This window comes from Candidatus Polarisedimenticolaceae bacterium (genome assembly GCA_036275915.1).
GTDB lineage: Bacteria > Acidobacteriota > Polarisedimenticolia > Polarisedimenticolales > DASRJG01 > DASRJG01.
In genome coordinates, this window is the sequence record DASUCV010000009.1 from 394264 (window position 1) to 407995 (window position 13732).

8 protein-coding genes are annotated in these 13732 nt (G+C 66.6%); 5 read left to right on the top strand and 3 right to left on the bottom strand.

Translation table 11 applies throughout. The features are described 5' to 3' along the window. Positions 1 to 36: 36 nt before the first annotated feature. The 3 genes from VFV19_08625 to VFV19_08635 all read left to right on the top strand — a co-directional run bounded on the left by VFV19_08625 (position 37) and on the right by VFV19_08635 (position 7392). A complete protein-coding gene (locus VFV19_08625; GenBank protein ID HEX4824363.1) occupies positions 37 to 1839 on the top strand; it encodes a M2 family metallopeptidase in 1803 nt (600 codons plus the stop codon). 132 nt (positions 1840 to 1971) lie between these two features. After that, the gene (locus VFV19_08630) at positions 1972 to 6792 is read left to right on the top strand and encodes a sigma 54-interacting transcriptional regulator (protein HEX4824364.1); all 4821 of its coding nucleotides are present in this window, start codon (positions 1972 to 1974) and stop codon (positions 6790 to 6792) included. Between the two features lie 267 nt (positions 6793 to 7059). Continuing rightward, positions 7060 to 7392, top strand: a complete 333-nt coding sequence (locus tag VFV19_08635; GenBank protein ID HEX4824365.1) for a hypothetical protein — start codon at positions 7060 to 7062, stop codon at positions 7390 to 7392. A 72-nt stretch (positions 7393 to 7464) separates the two neighbouring features. Here VFV19_08635 and VFV19_08640 read toward each other — a convergent pair whose 3' ends face one another. Then, the gene (locus VFV19_08640) at positions 7465 to 8019 is read right to left on the bottom strand and encodes a hypothetical protein (GenBank protein HEX4824366.1); all 555 of its coding nucleotides are present in this window, start codon (positions 8017 to 8019) and stop codon (positions 7465 to 7467) included. Further along, a complete protein-coding gene (locus VFV19_08645) occupies positions 8016 to 8522 on the bottom strand; it encodes a hypothetical protein (protein ID HEX4824367.1) in 507 nt (168 codons plus the stop codon). The genes VFV19_08640 and VFV19_08645 overlap by 4 nt, the downstream gene beginning before the upstream one ends. Before the next feature lie 178 nt (positions 8523 to 8700). Here VFV19_08645 and VFV19_08650 point away from each other — a divergent pair, with 178 nt between their 5' ends. Both VFV19_08650 and VFV19_08655 read left to right on the top strand, forming a co-directional pair. Continuing rightward, complete coding sequence (locus VFV19_08650; protein HEX4824368.1) at positions 8701 to 10968, top strand: aconitate hydratase; 2268 nt, start codon at positions 8701 to 8703, stop codon at positions 10966 to 10968. Positions 10969 to 11100: 132 nt separating this feature from the next. After that, on the top strand, positions 11101 to 11496 hold the full coding sequence (locus VFV19_08655; GenBank protein ID HEX4824369.1) for a response regulator: 396 nt from the start codon (positions 11101 to 11103) through the stop codon (positions 11494 to 11496). Here the strand turns inward: VFV19_08655 and glgB are convergent. Next, positions 11435 to 13723, bottom strand: a complete 2289-nt coding sequence (gene glgB / locus VFV19_08660) for a 1,4-alpha-glucan branching protein GlgB (protein HEX4824370.1) — start codon at positions 13721 to 13723, stop codon at positions 11435 to 11437. The two genes, VFV19_08655 and glgB, sit on opposite strands and share 62 nt — an antisense overlap. Positions 13724 to 13732: the final 9 nt, after the last annotated feature.

A 13732-nucleotide genomic window follows, 5' to 3' on the forward strand; every position in this document is an offset into this window, starting at 1 on the left:
CCGGCTATACTCCCCGATCTTCCGAGAGAGGCCGCCATGTTGCGTCGTCTCGCTGTCGCCTTCGCCGCCGTCCTCTGCCTGCGCTCGGCATCCGCCGCGCCGGCCGACAAGCCGCCGACACCCGAGGAGGCCAAGGCCTTCATCGAGCGTGCCGAGTCGAGCCTCCTCTCCCTCTGGATCGACGCGGAGCGCGCTTCGTGGGTGTACGAGACCTTCATCACCGACGACACGGAGAAGATCCAGGCCGAGGCGCGTCAGAAGGTCATCGATGAAACGGTCCGGCTCTCCAAGGAAGCGCAGCGGTTCAAGGGCCTCACGCTTCCCGACGACGTCGCGCGCAAGTTCCGGCTGCTGCCGATCTCGCTCTCGCTCGTCGCGCCGTCCGACCCGGCGAAGAGCCGCGAGCTGTCGGAGATCGCGGCGCAGATGGAAGGGATCTACGGCAAGGCCAAGTACTGCCCGCCGGGCAAAGAGTGCCTCGACATCGGCGGCATCTCCGAGCGGCTCGCGTCGAGCCGCGACCCGAAGGAGCTGACCGAGATCTGGGAGGGCTGGCACGCGATCGCGAAGCCGATCCGTCCGAAGTACGAGCGGTTCGTGACGCTGGCCAACGAAGGAGCTCGCGAGATCGGCTTTGACGACCTGGGCGCGCTCTGGCGCTCCGGTTACGACATGCCGCCCGCCGCCTTCGCCAAGGAGATGGACCGTCTCTGGTCGCAGGTGAAGCCGCTCTACGACGCGCTCCACTGCTACGTCCGCCGCCGTTTGGCGGAGACGTACGGCCCGGCGCTCGTCCCTCCCGGCAAGCCGATCCCCGCGCAGCTCCTCGGGAACCTGTGGGCGCAGAGCTGGGGCAACGTCTATCCCCTCGTCGCGCCGCCGGGCGGCGATCGCGGCTACGACCTCACCAAGCTCCTGGCCGACAAGAACGTCGACGCGAAGGGGCTCGTGCGGTACGGCGAGGGCTTCTTCAAGTCGCTCGGCTTCCCGTCGCTCCCGGGCACCTTCTGGGAGCGGTCGCAGTTCGTGAAGCCCCGTGACCGCGACGTCGTCTGCCACGCGAGCGCGTGGGACATTGACTGGAAGGACGATCTTCGCCTGAAGATGTGCATCCAGCTCAACGACGAGGACTTCGTCACGGTGCACCACGAGCTGGGCCACAACTTCTATCAGCGCGCGTACAACGCGCAGCCGCCGCTCTTCGCGCAGGGCGCGAACGACGGCTTCCACGAGGGGATCGGCGACGCGATCGCCCTCTCGGCGACGCCGGCGTACCTCGTCAAGATCGGACTCCTCGACAAGGTTCCGGCCGGGAGCAGCGACCTCCCCTACCTGATGAAGATGGCGCTCGACAAGGTCGCCTTCCTCCCGTTCGGTCTCGTGGTCGATCAGTGGCGCTGGAAGGTCTTCTCGGGAGAGATCACCCCGGCGAGCTACAACAAGGCGTGGTGGGACCTCAAGCTCAAGTATCAGGGGGTCGTGCCGCCTTCGCCGCGCACCGAGAACGACTTCGACCCGGGCGCGAAGTACCACGTGCCCGCGAACACTCCCTACGCGCGCTACTTCCTCGCCGCGATCCTCCAGTTCCAGTTCCATCGCGCGCTCTGCAAGGAAGCGGGGATCACGGGACCGCTCGACCAGTGCTCGATCTACGGGAACAAGAAGGCTGGCGAGAAGTTTGCCTCGATGCTCTCAATGGGAACGTCGAAGCCGTGGCCCGACGAGCTGGCCGCGCTCTCGGGCGAGCGGTCGATGGATGCGAGCGCCCTCCTCGAGTACTTCGCGCCTCTCAAGGCGTGGCTGGACGAGCAGAACAAGGGCCAGGTCTGCGGCTGGTAATCGCGTTCGAATGTGTTCGTCTTCGTTCGATACAGCACACTAACGTCCCATCCTGCCGTCTCAACTTGATACGTTCAGGCTTCCGATCGGAACCGAGCCGCCGTATATTGCGCGCATTTCTCGGGGGCCGGCGTGGAGCGATACCGTCGGATCGGTCGGCTCGGGGTCGGGGGCGCGGGTCGCGTCGATCTCGTCGAGGACCGCCTCCGCCCCGGGTCGCGGCTCGCTCTGAAGGAGCTCCTCGACGCCGATCCCGAAAGCACCGCTCAGCTCACCCGGGAGTTCGCCACGCTCGCGAGCCTCCGGCATCCGAGCCTCGTCGAGGTCCACGAGCTCGAGATCGACGCTTCGAGCGGACGGCCCAGGCTCCTCATGGAGTACGTCGAGGGAACGACCCTCGTGGACACGATCAAGCGCGAGGGCCCCGCGTCGCTCCTGCCGATCGTCGCGGAGACCCTTCGCGCGCTCGCCTTCCTCCACGACTTCGGTCTCGTCCATCGCGATCTCAAGCCCGGCAACATCCTCATCCGCACGACCGCCAAGGCCGGCCACCGGGTCGTCGTCCTCGACTTCGGGCTCGCCGCCGAGCGACACGCAGAGCAGTCCGCCGATGGCGCCGCCCTCGGAGGAACGCTTCCGTACATGGCGCCCGAGCTCTTCGACGGCGAAGCGCCTTCGAAGCGCACCGACCTCTACGCGCTCGGGGTCGTCATCTTCGAGGCGATCCACGGCAGGACTCCGTTCGTCCTGAAGGGCCAGGACATGACCGGCTTCGTGACCGCGTTGCGCGAGGGCCGCCGCGCGCGCCCCGCGCCGCCGGCGGGGTTCCCGGCCGGCTTCGGGCGTTGGCTCGACGCCCTGCTCGCCTCGCAGGCGACCGACCGCCCCTCGAGCGCCACCGATGCGCTGGCGCGACTGAACGAAGCTTCCGCGGTCGACTTCCCCCTCGAGACCGGAGACGACCGTGCCGCGCGCCTCGGCTCAGGCCCGCCCGTCGGGCGCGACGACGTGCTCGCCGCGCTCGGCACCGCGCTCGAGCCCGGAGACGCCCCGCGCGTGATCTGGCTCTGCGGCGATGCCGGCTCCGGCAAGTCGCGCCTGCTCCGTCACGTCGCCGGTGAAGCGGTGGGCGCCGGCCGCCGCGTCCACGCACCTCCGGGCGCTCTCCCCGACGACGCCGACGCGTTCGTCGAGCGCGTGCGCGCCGATGCACGGCAAGCACCCACGATCGTCCTGCTGGACGAGATGGAGCGCGCCGACAACGCCGTCGCGACGTTCGTCGACCGCATCGCGCGCGAGCCGCGCGAGGCGCCCGTCCGCGTCGTCGTCGCCACGCGGCCCGGCGAGCTGACCCATCCCAAGCTCAAGAAACTCCTCGCCGACACCGGCATCGTGCCCTCGCTCACACGCATCGACCTTGCCCCGCTCACCGACGCCGGCCTGAAGGCGATGATCGAGCGTGCGAGCGCCGGCCGCTCCTCCGCGCAAGCGCGCGTGAAGTGGCTCGCCGACGCCTCCGAAGGCAACGCCGGCGCCGCGGAATCGCTCATCGTCGAAGGCGTCTGGGAGAAGCGCGGCAAGGTCCCCGTCGCGACTGCGCTCCTCCAATCGATCCGCCGCCGCCTCGACGTCCTCTCCGCGGAAGCGCGCGCGTGGCTCGAGGCCCTCGCCGTCCTCGGCGACGACGCCCCCGAACCGCTCGTCGGCGAGTTGGCCGGCCTCGAAGACCAGGCGAGCCGCGCCGCCGACGAAGCCCTCGCCGCCGGCCTCGCGCGACGCACCGGCGCGACGCTCTCCCCCGACTCACGCCGCGCCGTCGACGCCATCACCGCCGCGGCCTCGCCCGAGCGCTTGCGCCAGCTCCACTCTCTCGCCGCGACCCACTTCGCCACCTTCGAGCGCGACACCTTCGGCGTCGTCTCCTGGCGCCTCGCCCGCCACTGGCGCGGCGCCGGCGACCTCGACCGCTCCCTCGCCGCCGCGCTCGACTCCGCTTCCGCCGCCGAAGTCGCGACGAACTGGGAAGAAGCCGCCACGCGCCTGCGCTTCGCCTTGACGCTCCTCCCCCGCCGCGACCCTCGCCGCGCCGACCTCTGGCCGCGCTACGCCGAAGCGCTGCGTCAAGCGATGCTCCATCGCGAAGCGGTGCGCGCCTTCGGCTCCGTGGCGCGATGGGCGAAGGACGAGGCATCGAGGCTCGAAGCGAGAGCGATGCAAGCGCAGGCGTTGATGATGGCGGGGCGCTGGGATGCAGCGTTAGTACGCGCAGAGCAATTGCGCGTTGTTGGTGAGTCAGGCGGGATCTCCTTACCGATTGCCAGGGCGTTTTACATTATCGCGACCATTGCCAGTCAACACTTCGAGCAACAGAGATCACTTGATTGCGCTCGCCGAGGGCTCGCTCTCCTGTCCGATGAGCCTTCGGGCCTGCGCGCCGATTTGCTGGCTACGCAGTTCATGGCGGAGTCCCGGCTTGGCGAACCGGATGCCAGCAAGCACTTCGACGAGGCACGATCCCTCGCCAGATCCCTCGGGATGCATTATCGCGAAACGCTCCTTCTTGTCGGCCGAGCGATGTACGAGGAGCGCGCTTCAAACTTTTCGGAACAGAGACGATTCTTGGAGGAAGCCCGCGCGTTGGCGATGGAGCAGCGTTCCCCGGTCTGGCTCCGTTACGTTTCAAGCCAATTGGCACGACTTGCGCTCATCAAGGGTGAGCTAGACCGTGCGCGTACTTTGTCGATTGAGGCCGAGGAATTGGCCTTGTACTCGGGCGCCCTCGAAACCGCGGCGAACTTCGCCGAAGGCGCGATTTTCGCGCTCCTCATCATGGGTCGACCACTGGAAGCGCAGGCCCGCGCGAGGCATTGGCTTGAGTCGGGCCGCTTGAGCGTCGGTACCTCACAGTACTTGGCGATGACCCTGACACTCGCTGAGGTGCTTCTCGCCATCGAAGAACCCGACTTCACCTTGGTCGACAATTTGCTGGAACAAGTCGAAACGCGATTAGAAAGAAGCAGTCACTCACTCCGCGTGTCGGCGATGAGCCATAGAGTGCTGCGCGACGCTCGGGATCCCAGTGTATTGAAAGATTCGCTCTGCTCGACTCGGCTGGAGGCCGAACTCCGAAATTCGAATGAGACATTGAGTCCACTCGTGGCGGCTAGAGCACATTTGGTATTGGCTCGCAATTATCTGCGTTGGGGTCTTTGGGACTCATTCGACAGTGCACTCAACAAGCTGTTCGCATTGTCGTCTGAAAGTGCCCTGCCGTACTTTGCTGCGGAAGGACGGTTCCTGCGTGCGGCTCGCCTCTCAGCTGCGGGCTATTCGGACGAAGCCGATGCCGAGCGTCGCACCGGTCGTCGCTTGTTCGAGGTAACCGCGACACGAATCGGGGACGCAGACTGCCGGAATGATTTCCTAACGCAGCGAACGGTTCGTGATTTGATGGCGTCCGCCGCAGACTCGGGAGAGCTGAGGCGTCTTACAGTTCTCTACGAGATGATTCGGGCACTGAACTCCGAGGTCGAGCCAGAGTCAATCCTAGAGACCAGCCTTGAACTATCAATGCGCGCGGTTGGCGCTGAGAGAGGCATGATTCTGCTTTCTGGACCCACCGGTGCCGACTTCTCAGTCCGCCTTTCCAAGAACTTGGAACAAGAGACACAAGCAGACGCTGAGGCGTTCAGTCGGCGGATCGTTCAACAGGCCGAGCAGGGCGAGCCGGTGCTTGCACTGGACGCCGGGCAAGACGATCGCTTCAAAGATTTCAAGAGCGTGAGTTTGTTCCGCATTCGATCACTCATGTGCGTCCCGCTTCGTTCACGGGGGCGCATCATCGGCACGGTGTACCTGGACAGTCGCAGACAGGGGCGACCGTTCAGACGTGACGACCTTCGCTTCGTCGAAGCGTTCGCGGATCATGCTGCTATCGCCCTCGAGAATGCACGACGTCGTGCCGAGCTGGAGTTGGAGAACAAGCGTCTACGCGCCGCGGTCGGTGAACGCGCCCAGTACTCGAACATCGTTGGTCGGTCGCTGGCCATGCAGCGGGTATTCGATCTCCTGGAACGCATCGCCGACAGCGATGTGACGGTTCTCGTTCAAGGAGAGAGCGGAACTGGCAAGGAGCTGGTGGCTCGTGCGCTTCACTTCAGCGGTCCGCGTAAGGACAAAGTGTTCCTCTCGGAGAACTGCGCGGCGATCACCGAGTCCCTGCTCGAGAGCGAGCTCTTTGGTCACATCAAGGGCGCGTTCACGGGAGCCGATAAGGATCGCGCTGGGCTATTCGAACAGGCGCATGGCGGCACGCTGTTCCTCGACGAAGTCGGAGACATGTCTCCTGCCATGCAGGCACGCCTTCTTCGTGTCCTTCAGGAGGGCGAGCTCCGTCGGGTCGGCGGCGATAGCCCCATCAGAGTCGATGTACGCGTCATCGCGGCGACGAACAAGAACCTCCAGGTGGAGGTGGCCGCCGGCAGATTTCGCGAGGATCTCTACTATCGGCTGGCTGTCGTGGTGGTCGAGTTGCCCCCTCTGCGTGAGCGTATCGGCGACGTTCCATTCCTGGCGAATCACCTCTCTCAATTGAACGCCTCTGCCCGAAAGCGGCCGGCGCCGCGCATCGATGGCGTGATCTTGGATGCGATGGAGAAATACGCGTGGCCGGGGAATGTTCGCCAGCTCGAGAACCTGCTCCGGCGGATGACGCTTCTGGCGGGCGACGGAGCCATCGACCGAACCGTCATCGATTCCGATCCTGAACTTTCGCGGATATTCTTTGGCAACGAGCGCTCGGTGGGTCCGATGCTGTCGCTCGAGAAGACGGAACAGGAACAAATTCGTCGGGCCTTGGATGCGGCCGCCGGTAACCGGGACCGAGCCGCACGGCTACTTGGGATCTCTCGCGCGACGATCTACCGAAAAATGCGGGAGTACGACCTCCACTAGAAAAAAATTTTCAACTGGACGCGCCGGGTGAGGGCTGCCGAGCCTGTAATCAGACCCCTCCGACACTGGCGAATTCCTCTACTTCTCCCGCCTCGAATCACACCCGCGTAACGCCTTCCCCTACCTCCTCCGGGGTTGTCGGCATCTCACGTAAGTACACGTTTGTACTTACGGTTGCGATGATTGCGTCTCATTTTGCGAGCCTCATCTTGACCATCGAGCCGCGACGAGAAGGCCAGACAGCAGGGCGGCTCGGGAGGCCGGGAGATGCGCAGCAAGATGGGACAGCGGTTGGCGGCAGCGGCGATGGCGATCGGAGTCGTGATGCTGGCTGCGGCCCCGGTGATGGCGGCCTCCTCCATCTCGGTCAGCGGCTACTCGCTGAACGGCTCAGTTGTCATGGTGACCGTTCACAACAACGCGAGCAGCGCCGTCGTGGGAAACATCTCGGTTCAAGCGCGAGTCGGCGGCTTGAACGTCATCAGTGTCGCGCCCGTGGCGCTCAGTGCTAACCAGACCACAACCGTCGGCGTTGCCTTCGTCGGGAGCATTTGCAAGGTGCTTAGCGTCGGAGTCACCGACGATGGAACGCCCTGGTAACTCCTCAGCCACCTAAGGCCGGCGGCCTTCCCCCCCCGACGGGTCGCCGGTTTTTCCCTGACGCCCGCCCCTTCATGGTGAAGTGGCGGGCGTTTTCTTTTCCAGCGCATCGATCTTCGCCCCGTACTGGACCCACAGCGGGATTCCCGTGCCGGGGATGCGCGCGATGACCTTTGGCGGCGTCACGTCGTATTTCGGGCCCTTGGTTGTAACCGTTCGCTCGTAGACGAGCACCTGTGGAATCCCGACCAAGGCGTCGTCGCCCGACGCCATGAGGTCGAGCACGGCCGAGTTGAAAAAGCCTCGACCGAGTTTGACTTCGTCGAACGGCCCGAGCGGCTTCAAGTAGTCGAGACCCTTGGCGAAATCGGAGTCGATGGCGACGCCGATCGCCGCGAACGGACGCTTCAAGGCGTCCGCTCGCTCGGCGACGATGTTCTTCGCCTTCACGACCGCGGCCTTGACGTCGGCGTCGTTGCAGAAGGCGCAGCCGGTGCCGCCGACGAACACGAAGACGATCTCGTTCCCTTCCTTCGGCTCGGGCGCCGCGCGATAGGGCTTCGGCTCGGACGCGGCGGCGATGCACGTCGTGACGAGGACGGCCGCGATCTTGAGGCGATGGCTCATAGATCTCCTTCGATCGGGATCATTCGCTTCGGGTAGATGCCGGTGTCGGAAGTGCAACAGATCGAGCCGTCGGTGCGCGTGCACATGCACACGATCGTCCCAGGGGGAAGATTGGTGAACGGCCCCGACGTGCACCACAGAATCGTGTCGAGGACGCAATCGGACTCCGGCGTGCTGAACGTCATCGCGGTGCCCGCGCCGGCGACGACCTCGGCCCAGCCTTCTCCCATCTGCACCTGAGGCGGCGGCATCGAGGCGCTGTAGCTCACACGCAGGGACTTTCGGGCGCCGATGACGGCCAGCAGGCGCGTGCCCTGGATCGGCGCGTCTCCGTCGTTACCGTTCCACACCTGGAACGGGCCCTCGTCGGCGATTCGAATCTTGTCGACGTGATCCTGAGTCGGCGGATTGACGATGCGCTGGTCTTTGAAAGCGGCGCGAGCCGGAACGATCGTGAGCGTGAGCATGACGATGGCGGCGAGCGGCGGTGCGGCGATGGTCATCAGGTTTCCTCGACGAGGATGGGACCTGTTGATCGCATCTTAGGGCGAGTACGCGCTCGTCGTGAAGCGAGGCGCGGTGAAGTGGGTTTCCTGGGCGCAACCAGCTCATCCGCTCGTTTGCGACCCTTCGGGCCGTTCTTGTACAGTGCGCGACGCCCACCTTCATCCGGAGGAATGCATGAACGTGATCGAGAGCACCCCGGAGTTCGTCGCCGAGGCCTACAAGAAGATGCAGCGCCGCCTCGAGGTCGTGCGCCGCCGCCTCGGAAGGCCGCTCACGCTTGCCGAGAAGGTGCTCCTGGGGCATCTCGCCGATCCCGAGGGCGCCGATCTGCGCGCCGGCGAGAGCTACCTGCAGCTCCTGCCCGACCGCGTGGCGATGCAGGACGCGACGGCGCAGATGGCGCTCCTCCAGTTCGCGCAGGCAGACATCGCGCGGGTCGCGGTGCCGACGACGGTGCACTGCGACCACCTCATCCAGGCGCGCGAGGGCGCGGAGAAGGACACGCTCAGGGCGCTCGACGACAACAAGGAGGTCTACGAGTTCCTGCGCACCGCGTCGGACCGGTACGGCATCGGCTTCTGGAAGCCCGGCGCCGGGATCATCCACCAGGTGCTCCTCGAGAACTACGCGTTCCCCGGCGGGATGATGATCGGCACCGACTCGCACACGCCGAACGCGGGCGGCCTGGGCATGTTCGCGTCGGGGGTCGGCGGCGCCGACGCGGTCGACGTCATGGCCGGGTTCCCGTGGGAGGTCAAGTACCCCAGGATCATCGGCGTGAAGCTGACCGGCGCGCTGACCGGCTGGACGGCGCCGAAGGATGTGATCCTCAAGCTCTGCGGCATCCTCACGGTGAAGGGCGGCACGAACGCGGTCATCGAGTACTTCGGCCCCGGCGCGGCGTCGATCTCGGCGACCGGAAAGGGCACGATCGCGAACATGGGCGCGGAGCTCGGCGCGACGACGTCGGTCTTCCCGTTCGACGGCACGATGGATCGCTACCTCCGCGGCACCGATCGCAAGGGTCTTGCGGAGCTGGCCGCCGCGCATCGCGATCTCGTAACCCCCGATCCGGAAGTCGAGGCCGATCCCGCGAAGTACTTCGCGCGCGTCATCGAGATCGACCTCTCGAAGCTCGAGCCGCATCTCGTCGGCCCGCACACCCCCGACCTCGCGCGGCCGATCTCGGAGGTGGCCGGAGCCGTCACGAAGGAGTCGTACCCTGACGAGATCTCCGTGGCGCTCATCGGGTCGTGCACGAACTCGTCGTACGAGGACATCGCGCGCGTCACCGACGTGGTGCAGCAGGCGAAGGCGCACGAGGCGAAGGCGGTGACGCCGTTCCTCGTCACGCCCGGGTCCGAGCAGATCCGCGCGACGATCGTGCGTGACGGACAGCTCGGCGAGATCCAGTCGGTCGGCGGACAGGTCCTGGCCAACGCGTGCGGCCCGTGCATCGGACAGTGGAAGCGCGACGAGATCAAACCCGGGACGAAGAACACGATCGTGACGTCGTTCAACCGGAACTTCCCCGCGCGGAACGACGGAAGCCGCGAGACGCTCGCGTTCATCGCGAGCCCCGAGATCGTCGCAGCGTACGCGCTCGCGGGGCGGCTCTCGTTCAATCCGCTGACCGACGAGATCCGGGGCGGCGACGGCAAGCCGTTCAAGCTCGTGGCTCCCGCGCCGGCGCCCGACCTCCCCGCGCGCGGGTTCGTGAAGGATCTCCAGGGCTATCTGCCTCCGGCCGCCGACGGCTCGACGATCACGATCCGCGTCGCCCCCGACAGTAAGCGCCTCCAGCTCCTGACGCCGTTCACCGCATGGGACGGAAAACCGTTCGAGAGGGTGCCGCTGTTGCTCAAGGCGAAGGGGAAGTGCACGACCGATCACATCTCCCCCGCCGGGCCGTGGCTTCGCTTCCGCGGCCACCTCGACAACATCTCGGACAACATGTTCACCGGCGCGGTCAACGCGTTCACCGGCGACGCGGGAACGACGAAGAACCTGGTCACCGGCGAGACCGGCCCCGTGCCGAAGGTCGCGAGGGACTACAGGGCACGCGGCCTGAGATGGGTGGTCGTCGGCGACGAGAACTACGGCGAGGGCTCGAGCCGCGAGCACGCCGCCATGTCGCCCCGGTTCCTCGGCGCGGCGGCGGTCATCGTGCGCTCGTTCGCGCGCATCCACGAGTCGAATCTGAAGAAGCAGGGCATCCTGCCGCTCACGTTCGCGGACGGGTCGGATTACGACAGGGTGCGCGAGACCGACCGGGTCACGATCGACCCGCGGGAGCTGGCGCCGGGACGCGAGATGACCGCCGTGCTGGTGCATGACGATGGGACCGAGGAGCGCGTGCGCCTGCAGCACACGCTGAACGCCGAGCAGATCGCATGGTTCAAAGCCGGGTCCGCGCTGAACGTCATCAAAGCAAAGTCCTGAAATAACGTCGGGCGCGTTCTTACAAAACCGCTCGAGACCAGGGTCGCTCCCGCCGCGTTCTCAGGGTTCGATGCGCCTGAAGTAGGGTTTCCCCTTATGGCTGGTCGTCGCGGTCGCGGCCACACTCCTGTCATGGGCGCATCCCGCGAGCTACGCATCCTTCTCGTGGGAGACCATCACGCCGAGCTCGAGGCGCTCTGCCGTGAAGTGGCCGAGCCGTCCGCGATCGAGATCGTCGGCCACGCTCGGTCGGCCGCGGAAGCCCACGAGCTCCTGGAGCTTCTCAGCCCCGATCTCGTGCTCCTCGACCTCGAGGCCGAGGCGATCGGCAGCCCCGCTGCGATCCCGCAGGTGAAGACACATCCTGGAGCGCCGATCGTCTTCGTCTTGACGTCGGACGACTCGGCCGCGGCGCGGACGGCATCGTTCGCCGCCGGCGCGGACGGTTTCATCGGGAAGGCCGAGGCTAGGGAGAAGCTCCGCGCTTTGATCGCGAAGATCCGCCCTTACGTGTCGCGCGCTTCTTAGCGGCCGGTTCCGGCGCCGGCTCCATCGTGGACCGCCGGAAGATCATCGCGGAGAGCGGCGGCAGGCGCAGGACGAGGGACTGCGGGAGGCCGTGCTGCGGCTCAGCTTCCGCTTCGACGGAGGCCGGGACCTCGAACCCGCTGCCGTCGAACGCGCGATCGTCGGAATTGAGCAGAAGATCGTAGCGGCCGGACTCCGGCGCGCCGATGCGGTAGCCTTCGTGCGTCATCGGGGTGAGGTTGAGGACGACGAGCAGGCTGTCGTCGCCACCGGAGCGCAGGTAGGACACCACCGAGTTCACGCGGTCGCTGCAATCGATCCACCGGAAGCCGTCCGGATCGTGGTCCCGCCGCCAGAGCGCCGGGTGCTCGTGGTAAAGGCGCCCGAGCGCGCGCACGAGGGCGAGGACCCCGCGGTGGAACGGCTCGGCGCCCAGGTTCCACTCCGGCCCTCGGCTCTCGCTCCACTCCCACCACGGCGCGAGCTCGCTCCCCATGAAGAGGAGCTTCTTCCCGGGCCGCGTCCACATGTAGGCGTAGAGGAGCCGCAGGTTCGCGAACTGCTGCTCGAGGGTCCCGGGCATCTTCCCGAGGAGCGATTTCTTCCCGTGGACGACCTCGTCGTGCGAGAGCGCGTTGACGAAGCGCTCGCTGTACTCGTAGATCATCGCGAACGTCAGCGTGTCGTGGTGCCAGGTCCTGCCGATCGGGTCGACGGCGAAGTACTTGAGCGTGTCGTGCATCCACCCCATGTTCCACTTGAAGGCGAAGCCCAGCCCGCCGGAGTCCGGCGGACGCGTCACGTGGGGCCACGACGTCGACTCCTCCGCGATCGTGAACGCGCCGGGGGCCTCTTCGGCGAGCGTGCGGTGGAGGTTCCGGAAGAATTCGATCGCATCGAGGTTCTCCCGCCCCCCCGCGCGGTTCGGGATCCATTCCCCTTCCTTGCGGCTGTAATCGAGGTAGAGCATCGACGCGACCGCATCGACCCGGAGACCGTCGACGTGCAGCTCGCGCAGCCAGTAGATCGCGTTCGCGATGAGGAACCCCGCGACCTCCGGCCGGCCGAGGTTGAAGATGAGCGTCCCCCAGTCCGGATGCTCGCCGAGACGCGGGTCGTCGTGCTCGTAGAGCGCGGTCCCGTCGAACCGGCGGAGAGCGAAGTCGTCGCGCGGGAAGTGAGCGGGGACCCAATCGACGATGACTCCGATTCCCGCGCGATGGCAGAGGTCGACGAACGCGCGGAAATCGTCGGGGGTCCCGAACCGTGAGGTGGGCGCGTAGTAGCCGGAGACCTGGTAACCCCACGATCCGTCGAACGGATGCTCCGCGACCGGCATCAGCTCGATGTGCGTGAACCCGAGCGCCCGCACGTGATCGATGAGGCCGGGGGCGATCTCCCGGTAGCTCGGCGTGCGTCCCTCGCGCTCGAGCGCCTTCGCCCATGAGCCGAGGTGCACCTCGTAAGCGGCGAGGGCCGCGGCCGCGGGGTCGATCGCGCGGCGCCGCTCCATCCATGCGCCGTCGCCCCAGACGTGCGTCGTCCGCTCGACGACCGACGCGGTGCGCGGCGGGCGTTCCATCGCGCGTGCCATCGGATCGGTCTTGAGCCGGAGCATCCCTTCCTGCGTCTTGACCTCGTACTTGTAGACGGCGTCCGGCCCGAGTCCGGGCACGAAGAGCTCGTGAACCCCGGAGCCCTGGAGCCGCCGCATCGGGTAGAGCCGCCCGTCCCATCCACAGAAATCGCCGACCAACGCGACGCGGCGCGCGTTCGGCGCCCAGACCGCGAATGCGACCCCTTCCGTGCCGTCCGGCGCAGTCGTCGTGCGCGCGCCGAGCGCCTGCCAGAGCCGCCGGTGAGTCCCCTCGTGGAAGAGATGGCGATCGACCTCGCCCATCGTCGGCGCGAAGCGATACGGCTCGTCGCGCTCCCACGTCCCGCCTCCGGCGAAATGGAGCGCGATCCGGTAGGCGAACGGCGGCGTGTGCCCCGCGACGAAGCAGGCGAAGAGGCCGCCGCCGAGCGCTTCCATCGGCCGCGTCTCACCGTCGAGGAGCAGCTCGCACGCGACGGCGTCCGGGTGAAACGCGCGGACGACCGCTCCGGCGGCTTCGCCCCATGCCGCCGGATGCGCGCCTAGGATCCGGTGGGGCTCGTCGTGGTCGCCGGAGAGGAGCCGGCCGACTTCGAGGGCGCTCTCCGCGCCCGGTGCGTGCGATCTCACGGGATCTAG